A 17,800-nucleotide genomic window follows, 5' to 3' on the forward strand; every position below is an offset into this window, starting at 1 on the left:
GGAGCAGGGGGAATGGGAAAAGAACCAATTAAAAGTCATGAAGATTTGGAAGTATACAAGATGGCCTTTGATGTCGCCATGAGAATTTTTGATCTGTCAAAGAAGTTTCCTGCTGCGGAAAAGTATTCATTGACTGATCAAATTCGTCGTTCGTCTCGCTCTGTTTGTGCAAATCTTGCAGAAGCATGGAGAAAGCGACGTTATGAGGCTGCTTTTATTGCTAAATTGAACGATTGCGAATCAGAAGCCGCAGAGACTCAAACTTGGCTTAAATTCGCAGTTAAATGCGATTATCTCAATGTTGAAATAGGCAGAGAACTGTATGGAACTTATAACCGAGTTCTAGGCATGTTAGTCACCATCATCAAAAATCCATCCCCTTGGCTCATAAAACACTAATCATCCCCCTGCCCCCTGCCCCCCTGCGAACAAAACCCCAACGACTCAACAACTAATGATTTTATATAGGTGAGGAATGAACTGTGAAACAGCTTCACGGTAATAATTTTATTTTGGGTGCTGCTGCTTTATTATTTCTGGCGGCACAACCAGTATCAGCACAAATTACACAAGTTAATGAAGTCAAATTAGCTCCTGTTAATGGCGGAGTAAGCGTGACTTTAAAAACCTCTGCTGGCTCTCGTCCCCAAGTTTTTACGACGAAACGAGGTAATACCTTAGTTTCCGATGTCATCAACACCCAGTTGCGTTTAAAGCAAGGCAATAATTTTCGCCAAGAAAAACCAGCTCCTGGAATTGCCTCTGTTGAAGTTGTCCAGCTTGATGCTAATAGTATTCGGGTAATAGTCACTGGCGATAATGATGCACCTAGTGGTCAACCTGTAGTCAGAAAGTCTGACGGTATTACCCTCAGCTACACCCCATCAACCGGGACTACAGCATCAGTGCCAATTACCACAACACCACCTCCAGCTACCGCAACCCCCGGAGCTACTCCTGCTCAACCAGGTGCAGTCCCCAATGTACTTGTCCCCAACCCAGAAATCACCATTGATGGTAGGCCAGCACAACCAGCAGGCGTGGGTCAACCTGTTAGCCAAGCACCACCATTATTACCCAGAGCCGTCCCCCCACCAGTGGGAGACATTGCTGTTGCCGTTACAGATGCTTCTCCTAGCACTATAGATTTAGGCTCACAAGAACGTGTGCCGCGTTTAGTGTTGCGGGATGCACCAGTCCGTGAAGTGTTATCATTGCTGGCGCGTGCGGCTAATCTCAACTTGGCTTATATCGGCGGAGAAGGCAGTAAAGATGGCCAAGCAATTCAGCAAACCATCTCTCTAGATATAGAAAACGAACCTGTGCAGGATGTATTTAACTATGTCTTGCGCCTGAGTGGTTTAGAAGCTAACCGCAGCAACAGAACAATTTTTGTAGGGCCAAAACTGCCTAACTCCACTCGTGACGTAGTTATGCGGAGTTTGCGACTTAATCAAGTCAGTGTGGGAGTGGCTTTAAATTTTCTGGTGGGCTTAGGTGCAGAAACAGCTGTCAGCCGGGAACGTCAAGTAACTAACGTTAGTGCAGTACCAGTAGGAACTGGCGTTGCACCCGTAACCCAAACCCAGACTACTACAGAAACTAGAGTAGAAACTCAACGAATTAACTATACAGATTCGACTCCACTACTGCGGGGTTTACAGGCTTTAGGGGATGAGCGTACCAATGCTTTGACATTAATTGGCCCTCCTAAGTTAGTTGAGATGGCGATGACTCAATTAACTCAACTCGATATTCGCCGTCGTCAGGCGGTCGTTAATGTCAAAATTATCGATGTTAACCTCACAGGAAACCAGGACTACAGCGCGAGTTTTTCCTTTGGTATTGGGAATAACTACTTCTCTGTGGATGGTGGTGCAGCATCTCTCAATTTTGGTGGTTCTAGGCCAGCTACTAGCACGGAAGCGAGGAATAGTGTCACTAGTACACCTACAACCACTAATCCAGTATCCGATGCGGGTGTGTTTTTCAATCCGGTTAGAGGTGCTGCTAGCACTAATCCGTTAGAGCCGGGTATTACAGAAATTACTCCAGCTACTCCTCCAACAACAACTTTTGAAAATATACCTATCGAAATTGATCCTACTACTGGTCAGACAACAAGATTTCAACTCGTACCGAGGACAACTCCGGGAACTCCTGAGAAACTGACTTATTCTCTTCCTACCATATACCAGTTTCCCAAGCGTCTTCTTGCTAGTTTGCAGGCTCAAGTAACAAATGGTAATGCCAAGATTTTGACTGACCCAACTTTAATTGTGCAGGAAGGTCAAACTGCTAATGTCAAACTCACTCAAGAAGTGGTGGGCAATATTAAGAGTGAAACCACCCGTGGTGATGGAACTTCTACCCAAACAGTGACTGCTGAGAAAACCGACGTGGGTTTAACTTTAGCTGTGAAACTTGATCGAATTGACGACAATGGCTTTGTTTCTTTATCAGTTGCTCCAGTTGTCAAAGCACCGCAATCTTCAGCTGTACTCAATGTTTCCGGTAATAGCCAAACAATTTTCTTGGTATCTGAACGTTCTTTGAATTCTGGTTTGATTCGTCTGCGAGATGGTCAAACGCTAATTCTCTCAGGTATTATTCAAGACCAAGACCGGACAAGTGTGTCTAAAATCCCTATCTTGGGTGACATTCCTCTGATTGGTTCACTCTTTAGAAGTACAAACAGAACCAACGAACGTCGAGAAGTGATTGTACTTCTCACACCGCAAATTATGGATGATTCAGAAAACTCGGCTTACGGTTATAACTACACACCTAGTCCACAGGTGCGCCAAGTTCTGGAACGTCGGGGTTTACGCACACCTAAGCGATAATTCGTAATGGGCTGCGCCCCGCTACGCTAACGTAATTCGTAATTCAAAAAAGTTAGCTGTGTCTAGGTTTTGGTTTGATATCTGTTGGTTTATTTTGGCGAATTGATATTAGGAAGAAAATGCAATCTACTAGATAAGCCACAAGCTTTTGAGCTTTGTGGTATTTTTTTTGACAGCATTGAAGACAAAAAGCTGTGCCATCTACATTCTTAGGGAACATCAAAAAATAAATTATCAGGAATTGATGGTTGGGTAGGGGATGCGTCAGTGCAATAGAACCTAACAATAAGTAGCCCTCATGAACTGCGTACACAAGAAAACATGAAAAAGTCTTTCCCTTACACCCCTATACCCTTATACCCCTACACCCCTTTTTCAAGTCAGAACGGTGTAAATAATTAAAGGTTGGTAGTGTTCGCGCAGCGTCTCGTAGAGAGGACTTTAGTCCTCAAATAAGGACTGAAGTCCTTACTACAAAACGAATTTTCTAATTTTTACATTGCTTAATGTAGTTTGGTTTTTTCGCACCGACTTACTTATTGCAAAATATGGCAAACTCTTGGTATCAGCCAATATCCTGGGGAGAAATCAACTATGGTGGCGATAACACACCCAGCAGAAACTAGAAGTTTACTTCACAACATCAGCTGGCAAACTTTTAAAACTATGCTCCTGGAGATGGGTACAGAGCGCAGTTCCCGACTGGCTTACGACAATGGAATAGTAGAAATTATGTCCCCACTGATGCCACACGAAAACTCTAACCGTCTCATAGAGGTATTTGTCGGTGTCCTATGTGAAGAATTTGGTTTAGAAATTAAACGTTCTGGTTCTTTGACTTTAATGCGGGATGATTTAGAACGGGGAGCAGAGCCAGATAGTAGCTACTATATCCAAAATGAAGCTTTAGTGAGAAATAAAGAAAATATTGACCTAGCAACTGACCCACCGCCTGATTTGGTGCTAGAGGTGGAATATTCCCGTTCTGCAATAGACAAATTGAAACTGTATGCAGCGATGGGAGTTCCTGAGTTTTGGCGTTATAACGGCACTACATTAAGAATTTATCAACTTACAGACGGACAATATTCAGAAGTGCCAATGAGTATGATTTTTGCACCTGTCCCAGTGAGGGAGATTCCCCAATTTATTTCAGCAGCTAAACAAAATGGGGAAGTTTCTACTACTCGTGCTTTTCGTGCTTGGGTAAAAGAGAAACTTGCATCCCAGTCTTAGTTGGCAGGGTGCGGCATTGCCAATTCTGGGCTTCTCATCTTTAAATACCTAAAGAAAGTTAAGATTTTATTAGGTGATAATAAAAGTTTTTTAAATTTTGTTACGCCGATCGCAGAGAACACACCAAGCAATTATTGCTTTACATTTTGAATTTTTAATTTTGCATTTTGAATTGTTATGTACGATGTCCTCGATTCCCAATCTGTTTTAGAAGTGTTGCGACCAGTACAAGACCCTGAACTACGTAAGAGTCTTGTAGAACTCAACATGATTCGCAACGTCAAAATTGAAGGTGGTAAAGTCAGCTTTACTTTGGTTTTAACAACTCCCGCTTGTCCCTTAAGGGAATTTATCGTGGAAGACTGTGAAAAAGCTGTGAAAAAGCTACCTGGGGTAACGGATGTCAGTGTCGAGGTCACAGCAGAAACACCACAACAAAAAAGCTTACCTGATCGCAATGGTGTTCCAGGGGTGAAAAATATCATTGCTGTTTCTAGTGGTAAGGGTGGTGTCGGTAAAAGTACGGTGGCGGTGAATGTCGCTGTCGCATTAGCTCAAACAGGGGCAAAAGTCGGTTTATTAGACGCGGATATTTACGGGCCAAATGATCCCACCATGTTAGGTCTAGCGGACGCGCAAATTGTGGTGCGTTCTACAGAAAAAGGTGAAGTTTTAGAACCAGCATTTAATCATGGTGTCAAATTAGTTTCAATGGGCTTTCTCATTGACCGAGATCAGCCAGTGATTTGGCGTGGGCCTATGCTCAATGGTGTGATTCGCCAGTTTCTCTATCAAGTGCAATGGGGCGAACTCGACTATTTAATTGTGGATATGCCACCAGGAACTGGTGATGCTCAGTTAACTTTAACTCAGTCTGTACCGATGTCTGGGGCTGTGATTGTCACCACACCGCAAACTGTAGCACTGTTAGATTCTCGTAAAGGTTTGCGGATGTTCCAGCAAATGAACGTGCCGGTATTGGGAATGATAGAAAACATGAGTTATTTCATTCCTCCTGATATGCCAGATAAACAGTACGATATATTCGGTTCTGGTGGTGGTTCTAAAACCGCAGCCGAATTAGGAGTTCCCTTATTAGGCTGTGTTCCCCTAGAGATTTCTACTAGAATTGGTGGTGATAATGGCGTACCGATAGTTGTCGCTGATCCAGATTCAGCCTCAGCCAAAGCTTTAAAAGCGATCGCCTTAAATATCGCCGGTAAAGTTTCTGTCGCTGCTCTCACATAGTAAATCTTAATTTTTGTCTAATTCCTGGGTGAAAGCTTGGGAATTCAGAGTTATTAATAATCATGGGGCATGGGGTATGGGGCATGGGGCATTGGTATAAAATCTACCTTGTCTACTTTGTCTACCTTGTCCCCAATCCCCAATCTCAGTTCCCAATCAACAATCAACAGTCAACAATCAAAATGTTATTGAAACGTTCGCTTCCTAAAATTCGTTGGCAGTATTGGGTTAAACCTTGGCAGCAAATAGATTGGCTATTATTTATTCTGCCTGTGGGAGTCAGCTTCTTTGGCGGCCTCATGATTCTTAGCACTGAACTGAAGCAACCTGTAACAGATTGGTGGTGGCATTGGTTAGTTGCTGGCATAGGTACTTTAATCGCATTATTTATCTGTCGATTTCGGTACGAAAATTTACTGCAATGGCGTTGGGTAATATACGCAATTACCAATCTTAGTTTGATTACAGTGATGATTGCTGGTACTAGTGCTAAAGGCGCACAGCGATGGATTAGCATTGCGGGTTTTAACGTTCAACCATCAGAATTTGCCAAGGTAGGAATCATTATCACATTAGCGGCTGTATTACATAAAACTACAGCAGCTACTCTACCCAATTTTTTTCGCGCTTTGGCGTTTACAGCTCTACCTTGGTTATTGGTATTTGTGCAACCTGATTTGGCCACGTCCCTAGTGTTTGGTGCCATAGTTTTAGGAATGTTGTATTGGGCAAATGCTAATCCAGGTTGGTTAATTTTGCTGATATCTCCCGTTATTGCAGCCATTTCATTTGGTACATCCTGGCCTTTATCAGAACCATTAGTAGTTTTCCATGAAATCCCCATCGGCCCTTTAGGAATTCTTTGGTCGATAGCTATGGGCGTTTTGGGTTGGCTAACCCTTCCTTGGCGACGATTTGGGATTGCTGGTATTGCTGCTGGAGGCATCAATATGCTGGGCGGTGAACTAGGTGTTTTTGCCTGGAATCATATTTTGAAAGATTATCAAAAAGACCGCCTAACAACTTTTCTGCGCCCTGGACACGATATATTAGGAGCCGGTTATCACCAACATCAATCACGCATTGCTATCGGTGCAGGTGAAATGTGGGGTTGGGGTTTGTTTAAAGGGCCGATGACACAACTGAATTTCGTTCCTGAACAACATACAGACTTTATTTTTTCGGCTGTAGGGGAAGAATTTGGTTTTGTTGGGTGTTTAGTTGTGTTATTTGTTTTCTGTTTAATCTGCTGGCGTTTACTACACGTTGCTCAAACAGCCAAAGACAATTTTGGTTCGTTATTGGCGATCGGTGTTTTGTCGATGATTGTGTTTCAATTGATTGTTAATGTTGGTATGACTGTAGGTTTAGCACCTGTAGCGGGGATACCATTACCTTGGATGAGTTACGGGCGATCGGCAATGTTGACGAATTTCATTGCGCTAGGAATAGTAGAATCGGTAGCTAATTTTCGTCAACGGCAGAAGTATTATTGATATTGGAGTGGTGAGTGGTGAGTGCTGAGTAATGAGTGCTGAGTGCTGTTAGCGGTAGCGCGGCGTTGAGCAGCGTAATGAGTGTTGAGTGCGGCTTAAGTCAATAGTTACTATTGGGAAAAGTGAAACTATAAACTATAGACTATGGACTAATCACAGGTATTAAGCTAATAGAAGGAATAACTAAGGAAAGAAGTCATGATTCTACCTGGAGCAACTGTTCGTGTTAAGAATCCCGCAGATACTTACTATCGCTATGAAGGACTAGTACAACGGGTCAGTGATGGTAAAGTGGCTGTGTTGTTTGAAGGCGGAAACTGGGATAAAATCATTACTTTTCGCCTATCGGAACTAGAACCTGTAGAAATCGCTACTGGCAAGAAAAAAGGAAAATAAGTCTTAGTCAATAGTCAATAGTCAATAGTCATTAGTCATTAGTCATTAGTCATTAGTCAAAGGATAGTGACTATTGACTCATCGCCGGCCAAACGCCGCGCTACCGCTAACACCACTCATTACTCATTACTCAGCACCGGCTAAACGCCGCGCTACCGCTAACAGCACTCAGCACTCAGCACTCCCATGCGTCTTCCTCTACCACAGTTTAATACGAGCGATCGCCACCCTAACCACATTGCGGAGGTGATCGAAACTACCTCTACTGAATTTTTGGCACAGTGTCTAGAACCGGAAGATTTAAGTTTTCCATCTATGCCGCCTTTTGGTAGTTGGGTGCGATCTGTGGATGAGGAATCGGGTAATCAAGTTTATGCCGTAGTATATCATGCTACTACCATGCCCGTTGATTCAGTACACCGAGCCGTGGCGTTGGGGTTATCATTGCAAGAATTACGCGAGGAACAGCCGCAAATCTTCGCCATGCTCAAAACTGAATTTTGGGCGGCGATCGTCGGTTTTGCTCCACCATCAATAATTACAGGTGCTAACCAAAGGGTTTACCAATATCTACCACCACGTCCCCCCCAAATTCATCAAGCTGTTTATCGGTGTGAACCAGATTTAATAGTTAAATTTACCGAAGAGTTAGATTTTTTGCGGACACTGCTAGCCATTAACAGCGCACCAGTGGAAGCTTTAACTGCGGCAGCGATTCGGGAAGTTTACCAATTACGCAAAGCTGACAGGGAATGGCTGATTAAGGCTGGACGCACTCTTAGTGTCCTCCTCAAAGACGACTACGATCGCCTACGATTTATTTTGAGCCAGATTCACCCATAAATAGTTAATTCCCAGATAATTGTTAATTTTTAAGAGTGGCTTTCCAGATACTTAAGTGTAAGTGAGAAACACCAGAGGGTATTCTAAATTGTGAATTCTCCCGAAGGCGATAGACGATTGCAGAAAATTATTAAAAGGTAATCATAGAATCATAGCTTCACCATCGCTCTGACTTTTCACGTCATGTGAAAAAGTCAACGCCAAACCTAAACCCCCAGCCCCCCTTCCCTAGTAGGGAAGGGGAAGCATCAAAGCCTCTAACGCCACTTGCTACAACGCGGGAAACCAGCGCAATGCAGTGGCTCCTCCTTGCAGGGGAGAGGTACTCTACGAGAAGAGCTTCGCTCTATGGAGAGGGGTTTTCTAGATACCGTGAAAAGTCAGCACCATCGCTCCTGCAACTCCTAACCTATGGAACGAATATTACAAGTTCTTGCACTAGAACCAACTACCCAAGTTCTGGGACAAGAACCAATTGTTCCCTTTGCTATTTTGCTGGTAGTTATTTTAGTTGTACCTATTTTATTTGAACGGCTGAAATTACCTGGATTAGTTGGTTTGGTTTTATCTGGATTAGTGCTTGGGCCATCGGGCTGGGATCTATTCCAGGACAAATCAAGCATCATCAACTGGCTAGCAGACATTGGTCTAGTTTATTTAATGTTTGTCGCAGGCTTGGAGGTGGAAATCGAGCAGTGGCGACGACAAAAACAACGTGCTTTAGGTTTTGCCTGCTTGAGTTTTGCCATATCTTTTTTATTAGGAATTTTAGTTGGCAGAATTTTTCATCTCAATTTGCAGCATTCTATATTATTGGGTTCATTATTCGCTTCCCAGACCCTTTTGGCTTATCCTTTGCTGAGTCGTTTGGGGGTAGTTAGTAATGAAGCTGTTACAACTACAATTGCAGCTACAGCTTTTACTGATATAGGCGCGCTGTTAGTCTTGGTGGGATGCGTGGCGATATCTCAGATCAAGATTTTTAGCTTAACTACACTACTTGCCTTATTGGGAGAATTAATTATTTACTCTGTTTTGATTGTGGTGGGTTTAGACTGGCTGGGCAAGGAATTTTTTCGTCGCGCAGGAGATGATGAAGGGAATAAATTTTTATTTGTGGTACTGACTCTATTTTTAGCTGTGATGGGAGCGCAACTGATTGGAGTAGAAAAAATTTTTGGTGCGTTTTTAGCAGGTTTAGCAGTCAATGATGTCGTCGGCGAAGGGCCAGTTAAAGAAAAAATAGTATTTATTGGTAGTGTTTTATTTATCCCCATTTTCTTTGTGAACTTGGGTTTATTGATTGATTTGCCAACTTTATTCACCAATTTTTTAATTTTTAGGTTAACTTCTTTAATTTTGATTAGTTTGATTGCCAGTAAATTTATTGCGGCTTGGTTAGCAAAACTCATTTATCGCTACAGTTGGCAAGAAATGCTGACAATGTGGTCACTATCAATACCCCAAGTCGGTACAACTCTAGCCGCAACTTTTGTAGGCTATCGAGCCGGACTATTATCGCCGGAGTTATTGAGTAGCTTTGTTATCTTGATGTTAGTGACATCAATTTTGGGGCCATTGATTACTAGCCGCACAGCTGTGACTTTAACTCCGCAAGCAATCACAACTAAAGTCACTACAGATTTACCACAGCAACAGTCAGAAGCAGCGCGCACAGATACTTTTACGATAGTTGTACCAATTTATAATCCCCACACTCAGCAGCATTTAGTGGAAATGGCGGCTTTGTTAGCACGTCAGACAAAAGGTAAGATTATTCCATTAGCGATCGCACCTGCTGCATCGCATATGGATGCACCACAGTTAGAATTATCAGTGAACAGGAGCGAACGATTGTTAACCAAGGCGGTTTATCACAGTCACGCCTTTGGGATAGAAGCAGAGCCATTATTGAGAATAGATGACGCTTTTGCATCAGGAATTAGCCGAGCCGCCCGTGAACAAAAGGCTGATTTAATTGTTATGGGTTGGGGTAAACGCACTGGCTTAAGAGCGCGACTATTTGGTAATGTCATTGATGGCGTATTATGGGCGGCTCATTGTCCGGTAGCAGTCACACGCTTAGTAGATTCGCCCCAAAAAATTCAACGGATTTTAGTCCCCTTAGAAAATCTCATCACCCCAACACTACAGCCAGTGCAATTTGCTCAGATGCTAGCAGAAGCAAATCAAGCCCAGGTAACGGTTTTAAATGTATGCGATCGCCGTACTAGTTCTAGTAAAATTGCTGCTAGGCGATCGCACCTTTCCCAATTAGTAGGGAAATTATCTACAGCCAATCCACCAGAGATTCAAATTCTTGCCCATGAGAATACAGCCCAAGCAATCTTGCAAGCAACAAGATTGTATGACTTGGTAGTTTTACCCTTTATTCGCAATCACACTAATCCTGGCGGATTAGCCATTAGCGATGTAACAACTCAACTAGCCAGACAAATCACTTGTTCCATCATCATGTTCGGAGAACCTCAAAACACTCCTCCAAACATGAATACACAAATTTCTAGTTCACAATACTCATCTCTAGAGGATGCTGGCTGGAAAAAGGGCGTTGGGAGTCGGGAATAGGGATCGGGGATTGGGGATTGGGGACTGGGAAGATGGGGACTGGGAAGATAGGGAAGTGTGGGGAGTGTGGGGAGAGAGATTTCTTCCGTATCCTCCCACACCTCCCACACCTCCCACACTTCCTGCTTGCCCTATGCCCTAACCAAAACTTTACAATTTTGTCCTAACAAAACTTTATTTTATTGAAGATTTGATGAATTATAAGTTACTCCCCAACAAACATTAGACGATGTTTGTTATTTTGCTAGATGAATTGACCAAAGAAAAGTAACAAAAATACATACACAGTAAAATTACATAACTAACACCGTTAGATTTGGAATTCACCCTATTTTTTCTGTATTTTTATACTTGGACTGGGTATTCTAAATTAAACGATATCAAGAACAGCTAGCAATATCTGTAACTAACTGAGAGAATATGAGAATTTTGGTGACGGGCGGTGCTGGGTTTATTGGTTCACATCTGATTGACAGACTCATACCCGAAGGACATGAAGTCATTTGTTTAGACAATTTCTATACAGGTCACAAACGTAACATCTCCAAGTGGGTAAATCATCCCAATTTTGAACTCATTCGCCACGATATCACCGAACCAATACGGTTGGAAGTAGATCAAATCTACCATCTAGCTTGTCCAGCTTCTCCTGTACATTATCAGTACAATCCCGTAAAAACTGTGAAAACCAATGTTATGGGAACACTGAATATGTTGGGGTTAGCCAAGCGTGTGAAAGCGAGATTTTTCCTGGCTTCTACTAGTGAAGTCTATGGAGATCCAGAAGTTCACCCCCAACCTGAAGAGTATCGAGGTAGTGTTAACCCTATTGGGATACGCTCCTGTTACGACGAAGGCAAGAGAATTGCTGAAACTTTAGCATTTGACTACTACAGACAAAATAAGGTTGATATTCGAGTTGTCCGTATATTTAACACTTACGGGCCAAGAATGTTAGAAAATGATGGACGAGTTGTTAGTAACTTTATTGTACAAGCCCTGAAAGGTATACCTTTAACGGTTTATGGTGATGGCTCGCAAACTCGCAGTTTTTGCTATGTTTCTGACTTAGTGGAAGGATTTATCCGCCTGATGAATAGTGATTATGTCGGGCCAGTCAATTTGGGAAATCCTGGTGAATACACGATTCTAGAATTAGCTGAAGCTGTGCAAAATTTAATTAATCCCAATGCAGAGATTAAATTTGAAGCTTTACCTGCTGATGATCCTCGTCGTCGTCAGCCGGATATTACCAAAGCCAAAACCTTGTTAAATTGGGAACCTACTATCCCTCTACAAGAAGGGCTAAAGCTAACAATAGCAGATTTCCGCGATCGCCTGAACAACAGTGTCTAGATGCTCATACTCAATGCCGGCTAAACCGACTTGTAACCGCTACTAAACTGGCGGTGCTTCCTCAAAAATTGGAACTTTGGTATTGAGGACTACGTTTTTCAAGATAAACCCCCTAAATAAAGTGAGGAGTTAACGATGCGTGTTTGTGTAATAGGTACTGGTTACGTTGGCTTAGTTACAGGTGCTTGTTTAGCTCATATCGGACACGATGTTATTTGTGTAGATAATAACGAAGAAAAAGTTAAATTGATGAAATCTGGGCAGTCGCCGATTTTTGAGCCTGGATTATCGGAAATCATGCAGTCTGCAATTCAAAACGGGAAAATAGAATTCTCAACTGATTTAGCTGCTGGGGTTGCTCACGGAGAAATTTTATTTATTGCTGTAGGTACACCACCTTTACCCACCGGCGAAAGTGATACTCGCTATGTCGAAGCTGTAGCGCGCGGTATTGGTGCTAACCTCAATGGGGGTTATAAGGTAATTGTTAACAAATCCACAGTTCCCATCGGTTCAGGCGACTGGGTACGAATGATTGTGATGGATGGGATTGCTGAACGTCAAAAAACTCTAGTGACAGCTGGCGGCGGTAGCGAAGAAAAGCTACCTGACTCTACACCTCAGTTTGATGTCGTGAGTAACCCAGAGTTTTTACGGGAAGGTTCGGCTGTATACGATACATTTAACCCTGATCGCATCGTCTTGGGTGGTAACAGTACAAAAGCTATATCCATGATGCAAGAACTCTACGCACCGATTGTAGAGCGCAAATTTGCCGAGGATAGATCTTTACCTCCTGTAGCTGTACTGGTGACAGACTTGAGTTCAGCAGAAATGATTAAATATGCTGCTAACGCTTTCTTGGCAACTAAGATTAGTTTTATTAACGAAGTAGCTAACATTTGCGATCGCGTTGGTGCTGATGTAACTCAAGTAGCTAAAGGTATTGGTTTAGACTCCCGTATTGGTAGCAAATTCTTACAAGCTGGTATTGGTTGGGGTGGTTCTTGTTTCCCCAAAGACGTTTCAGCGTTGATTCACACTGCTGATGATTACGGTTATGAGGCTCAGTTATTAAAATCTGCCGTTAGTGTTAACGAACGTCAACGTCTGATTGCATTAGAAAAACTCCAGCAAGCTTTAAAAATCCTCAAAGGTAAAACAGTTGGTTTATTGGGTTTAACCTTCAAACCTGATACTGACGATTTACGCGATGCGCCAGCACTCAATTTAATCGAACAGCTAAACCGCTTAGGTGCTAAGGTCAAGGCCTATGACCCCATCATTTCCCAAACCGGAATGCGTCATGGTCTTTCCGGTGTGTTGGTAGAAACTGATGCTGAACGGTTAGCCGATGGTTGTGATGCGTTGGTACTTGTCACTGAATGGCAACAATTTAGCTCTCTTGACTACAGCAAGATGGCAAAATTGATGAATAATCCTGTAATTATCGACGGTCGTAACTTCCTCGACCCCGAAACTATGATTCGTGCTGGATTCCAGTATGTAGGCGTTGGCAGAAGATAATTAACTAATAATTAGTTTCATAACACAACTAAAAACCGCCTAGAAAATTCTAGGCGGTTTTTAGTTGTGTTAGCGTAGCGGGACGCAGCCCATTATGAATTGCGGGGAATTCGTTCAATTTCAGCGTAGCCACTAAAAATTAACCTTTGACCTTCAGTGTCTAAACGATTTAACCGCATTTTCACCCCATCTAGGTCAAACTTATCCAAATCAACCATATTATCTAAAATCTCTGCTAGTGCTAGCCCAAGATTTTGGGAAATAGCTTTTTGTGATTCTGGGACTAAATCAAGCTCAATTTTGGGGTCTTTAAAAGCAATCCGGCGACGCTTTTCCACGGCTATGCTTAAAATCATGTGCAGTGGTATGAGTTCACCATTATTTAAATCTGCCTTGGCGGAAAGCTGTAGACAATTTTGCGGTAATAGTTTTACTTGAACGTCCATGAAAGACACTGGCTGACCACCAGATAATTCAGTTAAAGCAGGTGCGGAGAGATTAACTAGACGTTTTTTGACTAGTTCAGCATTAAAAGCTTGATTTATACCATCTTCTGATAATACTACTTGAGCGATCGCCTGGGTTGGTTGCTTGAGATTGAGTTTACCCGCTAAAACTGCACTAAAGTCAATAGCTACGGCATCGGTTTCAAAGGACATTTCCTCTACCGCAAAATCTCTGCGAATTACCAAACCGCGACCGCTCATTTTAAAACTATCAATGCTGCCTTGCAACAGTTTGCTGGAGGGATAGCAGCGCACAAGGACTTCTACTGACTCGCTTTGAGTAAACAAATGGCGAATCGTTTGGCTGGCGACTGTGTTGAGCATTTTTTCGCCCCAATCAGTGCCTTTTGGATCTTGTAAACCAGTTAGTCCGCCGAACATTTGATTTGGGTCTCTAGAAGTTCTTTGTACTTTTGTAACAAAATGTGAACAATACGGCAAGCGATCCCCCGATTTAATGTGCTGATAGTTTGACTTGGGATAGCTGATGATAGATGGGGATGTGAAAGAAAATGGGTATGGGGAATGGGGAATTGGGCATTGGGCATGGGGAATTAGTTAAACTACCCTCCCCCTCCCGTCTCTAACAGTTCTTGAGTTTTGAGTTTTGAATTTTGAATTTTGAATTTTGAATTGTTTTGTCCCCAGTCCCCTAATTCTTACCATTCGGTCGCTGAATAATGGTTTCCACAACTCGCCGTTTAGCTTTGGGGTCAATGCCGACTAAACGCACGTATTCGCCACTATACTCAGCTAAACAAGATTCTAAAGTAGAAATAGCGTCAGATTCAGCATCAATGTGAATACTACCGCAACTTTGCCAAGAACCGGTGCGAAAGCGGCGTTCGTCTACGTGTTCAAAATTAATTTGATGACCTTGAGATAAGATTTGCCGGATTTGTTCTTGTGTTTCTAGGTTTAAATGTGTAGTGGAATTTTGCTGTTTTGGTGGATTATTTGATGTTACCTCGCCTGATGGTGTGGGTTGATAGCTTTTACCTCGATTCAAGCGATTGTATTCATCTACCAACTGGGAAGTTTCTACGCGTTTTTGTTCAGCCACCATGAATTTGCCAGACTCAATTAAGTGAGAGAGGCTAAAATCTGGTTTTTTAAAGACTGGTGGGCCTTCTACGCTATTGACGACGCGTAAAGAGATGTGTTCAAATCCTACCTGATGGATAAAGTCGCGGATTTGTTCGTCGTAAATGCGCGATCGCAATGCACTAAAAAAGTCAATCGATTGATGGGGAAAAGTATCCACTAACTGTTCAACTTCACGCTGTGAAAGTCCATCTTCTGCAAAAATCCCACCAACAATTCCCACCTTATCATCGCGGTTAGGCTCCCAATAAAACTTTTCCATCCGTCCGTCACGAATTAATGGCGCGTAGAGAGTGGAAAAATCATTACCTGTCACAATAATGGGTACACGCCGAATTGGATTTGCATCATAGCTTCCAGGTAACTGCACATCGGTGGGATTATCAGCAATATTCATCAGTGTGGCGTTTACCAACTGAGTATTTACGGTGTATTGTGTACCCTCATCAAAGCGTCCTGCACCTGCATCTAAATCATTAATCATTAGTACGCACATTTTGCCACGCACCTTAATGCGTTCGGCTGTTTCTCGATAACGTAGGCGAATTAACCTTGCTGGATCTCCTGCGTCGGGACTTTCCAATTCCCCACCAGAAATCAATGTGACTTCCACGCCCATTTTTTCAAACGCTAACTCACATTGAAATGTTTTACCTTCACCCTTGCGTCCGTGAATTCCTAAAATCAAAGGGACTCTAATACCAGGAATATTCAAGAAGTTCTTTGTGATGTGAACCGCCAGTTTGTCTAAAAAGCGTGGTGCAATATAATAAGCCATAAGTTCATCCCTGGTTAATATTTATAACAATAATGCTAAGTTTTTTTGGTGTCTAATGTTTATTTAACTTGCGGTAGAGTTTAAAAGTTTCTTACCATAAACGTTGTATAGGATAGTTATCAAAAATTGTATCTGCACTGAGAATAGGTAGATTTTCTGTGATAGCTTGTGCAATTAGCATTCTGTCAAAGGGGTCACGATGATGTAGAGGTAGTTGAGCAACAGCTGAAATGTGTTCAATTTGAATAGGTATTAACTGAACATCAGTCATGATTATTTACTGTTCTACAAACTCAGCAAAGCTCAAATTCAAGTTAAGTTTACCGATGCTGTGTTTGATTGCTATTTCCCAAATGCTGACAATACTCAAACAATTCTGATTGTTTTCAATTTGCGATCGCACAGTCTCACTTATTCTCGGATCACCCGTAATAAACCAAATCAAAGTATGGGTGTCCAATAGCTGTCTCATTCCATATATAGGACTAGTATTTGATTTCTGAAAAAGCTCCGTACATCTGAAGAGACATAAAATCAAACATAGTATTTCGGAGAAACCACTCAAACATCCACTTTAAATGGCGAAATGTTGGAATTAAAGCACAAAAGCGTCGAACCCAGGTTTTCGCTTGTAACCAAATATCCTCTATAGGATTTTGCGATGGACAATTAGGAGCAAAACGAATGCAATGAATTTTCCATTTTTCTGGCGGTAAACCTTGATTTATCTCGCCTAAAAAGTTTTGAACTAAATGTGAACGATGATAAGAAGCACCATCCCAAATCAGAAGCAATCTTTGGTCGGGAGAAGATTCTAATAAATAACGTAAATAATCAATTGTATTGTCTGAATTACCAGCATTATATGCTTTCAAGAGTAGCTTTCCGTCGAGATAATCAACTGCACCATAATATGTCTGTTTATCTCGTTCATTAACGACTTCAATTGCTATTTCTTGGTCAGTTCTTCCCCAAACATAACCATTTACGTCTCCCCATAATAAATGACACTCATCTATTAGTAATACTCTCAGCTTTCGTGCTTCTATTTCCTCTCTGTTGCTTGCCAGCAATGTTTCAAGTTGTTTTTTTTTGCCGCAACCACCTCCTGATCAGCCTTTGGATTCAAGCCTGTAGTCTTTTTCCAACTAATTCCTGCTGCTTCAAATAAATCATAGTAACTTCGTTTCGATTCGTAGATGACATCATATTCAAATGCTAATTTATATTCCAGTTCCCCCAACTCCCAAATTTCTTTAGTTTGCAACCAACTTAATACTTGCAGGAGCTGTTCATCACTCAAATAACTTTTTCTGCCCTTATAGTTTAAGCGCAAACCCAAAATTCCCTTTTCCTGGTAAGCTTTCTTCCAGCTTGTTATTGAACCAATTGACACATCTAAAATTGTTTGAATTTCTCCATACTTGTAACCTTGATACACTAGTTTTACTGCCAAAGCTTTTCTTACTTCACGAGCATCTGGACGACTATCTATAAATTCTTGTAGTTCTGCGATTGCTACTTCCGCCGTAGGCATCGCCATTTCTAGATGCTGGTTTATCATTGTTCGTTATTAGACAGGTATCTCTGACCGTATTATCTCGAAGTCTTTTTCAGAAATCAAATATGATTCCTATACTCCCGAAAATCTTCTAATGGTTCATCGAAATCATCAGATATTGTGACTATTCCCTTAGCACTACCGAATCCAAGATGGCGTTTTACTGGCAATACAGGAGTTAATTTTACAACAGGTTTATTATCTTTAATGATGATAATTTCTTCACCATCGAGTGCTGCATCAATCAACTCTGATAAATTCTGAGATGCTTCAGCTAAAGTAATTTGTGTCATAATTTCTACCTATAGTGAAAT

The 17,800-nt window shown here is 42.0% G+C and carries 17 protein-coding genes; 11 read left to right on the top strand and 6 right to left on the bottom strand.

The window, feature by feature from the left end; genetic code table 11:
- Nucleotides 1–12: 12 nt before the first annotated feature.
- The 11 genes from CLI64_RS22605 (at nucleotide 13) to CLI64_RS22655 (ending at nucleotide 13,537) form a co-directional block, all read left to right on the top strand.
- Nucleotides 13–399 carry a four helix bundle protein gene (locus CLI64_RS22605; protein ID WP_103139328.1) on the top strand — a complete coding sequence of 129 codons (387 nt, stop codon included), beginning with the start codon at nucleotides 13–15 and terminating at the stop codon, nucleotides 397–399.
- 83 nt (nucleotides 400–482) lie between these two features.
- Nucleotides 483–2,846 (top strand): type IV pilus secretin family protein, encoded by a 2,364-nt coding sequence (locus tag CLI64_RS22610; protein ID WP_103139329.1) that lies wholly within the window; start codon nucleotides 483–485, stop codon nucleotides 2,844–2,846.
- A gap of 594 nt (nucleotides 2,847–3,440) precedes the next feature.
- Complete coding sequence (locus tag CLI64_RS22615) at nucleotides 3,441–4,082, top strand: Uma2 family endonuclease (RefSeq protein WP_103139330.1); 642 nt, start codon at nucleotides 3,441–3,443, stop codon at nucleotides 4,080–4,082.
- A 177-nt stretch (nucleotides 4,083–4,259) separates the two neighbouring features.
- Nucleotides 4,260–5,330: an Mrp/NBP35 family ATP-binding protein gene (locus CLI64_RS22620; protein WP_103139331.1), complete on the top strand. Its 1,071-nt coding sequence runs from the start codon at nucleotides 4,260–4,262 to the stop codon at nucleotides 5,328–5,330.
- Nucleotides 5,331–5,512: 182 nt separating this feature from the next.
- Nucleotides 5,513–6,826, top strand: a complete 1,314-nt coding sequence (gene rodA, locus CLI64_RS22625; RefSeq protein ID WP_103139332.1) for a rod shape-determining protein RodA — start codon at nucleotides 5,513–5,515, stop codon at nucleotides 6,824–6,826.
- Nucleotides 6,827–7,024: 198 nt separating this feature from the next.
- Entirely contained in the window at nucleotides 7,025–7,222 is a 198-nt protein-coding gene (locus CLI64_RS22630) for an NAD(P)H dehydrogenase subunit NdhS (RefSeq protein ID WP_103139333.1), read from the top strand.
- A gap of 73 nt (nucleotides 7,223–7,295) precedes the next feature.
- Complete coding sequence (locus CLI64_RS31690) at nucleotides 7,296–7,472, top strand: hypothetical protein (RefSeq protein ID WP_225977411.1); 177 nt, start codon at nucleotides 7,296–7,298, stop codon at nucleotides 7,470–7,472.
- A complete protein-coding gene (locus CLI64_RS22635) occupies nucleotides 7,409–8,065 on the top strand; it encodes an HAS-barrel domain-containing protein (protein WP_103139334.1) in 657 nt (218 codons plus the stop codon). The genes CLI64_RS31690 and CLI64_RS22635 overlap by 64 nt, the downstream gene beginning before the upstream one ends.
- 411 nt (nucleotides 8,066–8,476) lie before the next feature.
- Entirely contained in the window at nucleotides 8,477–10,654 is a 2,178-nt protein-coding gene (locus CLI64_RS22640) for a cation:proton antiporter (RefSeq protein ID WP_103139335.1), read from the top strand.
- A 420-nt stretch (nucleotides 10,655–11,074) separates the two neighbouring features.
- Nucleotides 11,075–12,010: a UDP-glucuronic acid decarboxylase family protein gene (locus CLI64_RS22650; protein WP_103139337.1), complete on the top strand. Its 936-nt coding sequence runs from the start codon at nucleotides 11,075–11,077 to the stop codon at nucleotides 12,008–12,010.
- Nucleotides 12,011–12,145: 135 nt separating this feature from the next.
- Nucleotides 12,146–13,537 carry a UDP-glucose/GDP-mannose dehydrogenase family protein gene (locus CLI64_RS22655; RefSeq protein WP_103139338.1) on the top strand — a complete coding sequence of 464 codons (1,392 nt, stop codon included), beginning with the start codon at nucleotides 12,146–12,148 and terminating at the stop codon, nucleotides 13,535–13,537.
- A 92-nt stretch (nucleotides 13,538–13,629) separates the two neighbouring features.
- Here the strand turns inward: CLI64_RS22655 and CLI64_RS22660 are convergent, their stop codons facing one another.
- From CLI64_RS22660 to CLI64_RS22680, 6 genes are all read right to left on the bottom strand, one after another.
- Entirely contained in the window at nucleotides 13,630–14,424 is a 795-nt protein-coding gene (locus CLI64_RS22660) for a DUF2993 domain-containing protein (RefSeq protein WP_103139339.1), read from the bottom strand.
- Nucleotides 14,425–14,695: 271 nt separating this feature from the next.
- Nucleotides 14,696–15,925, bottom strand: coding sequence for a ribulose bisphosphate carboxylase small subunit (locus CLI64_RS22665; protein ID WP_103139340.1), 1,230 nt, complete (start codon nucleotides 15,923–15,925; stop codon nucleotides 14,696–14,698).
- 91 nt (nucleotides 15,926–16,016) lie between these two features.
- A complete protein-coding gene (locus CLI64_RS32095; protein WP_308418367.1) occupies nucleotides 16,017–16,196 on the bottom strand; it encodes a type II toxin-antitoxin system VapC family toxin in 180 nt (59 codons plus the stop codon).
- A 6-nt stretch (nucleotides 16,197–16,202) separates the two neighbouring features.
- Entirely contained in the window at nucleotides 16,203–16,397 is a 195-nt protein-coding gene (locus CLI64_RS32100; protein WP_308418368.1) for a type II toxin-antitoxin system VapC family toxin, read from the bottom strand.
- 13 nt (nucleotides 16,398–16,410) lie between these two features.
- A protein-coding gene (locus tag CLI64_RS22675) for an IS630 family transposase (protein WP_374703947.1) occupies nucleotides 16,411–17,489 on the bottom strand; the annotation gives its coding sequence in 2 pieces (ribosomal slippage) (nucleotides 16,411–17,021 and nucleotides 17,021–17,489; 1,080 coding nt in all).
- Between the two features lie 56 nt (nucleotides 17,490–17,545).
- Nucleotides 17,546–17,779 carry a type II toxin-antitoxin system Phd/YefM family antitoxin gene (locus CLI64_RS22680; RefSeq protein WP_103139341.1) on the bottom strand — a complete coding sequence of 78 codons (234 nt, stop codon included), beginning with the start codon at nucleotides 17,777–17,779 and terminating at the stop codon, nucleotides 17,546–17,548.
- Nucleotides 17,780–17,800 lie beyond the last annotated feature (21 nt).

It is taken from the genome of Nostoc sp. CENA543, assembly GCF_002896875.1.
GTDB lineage: Bacteria > Cyanobacteriota > Cyanobacteriia > Cyanobacteriales > Nostocaceae > Trichormus.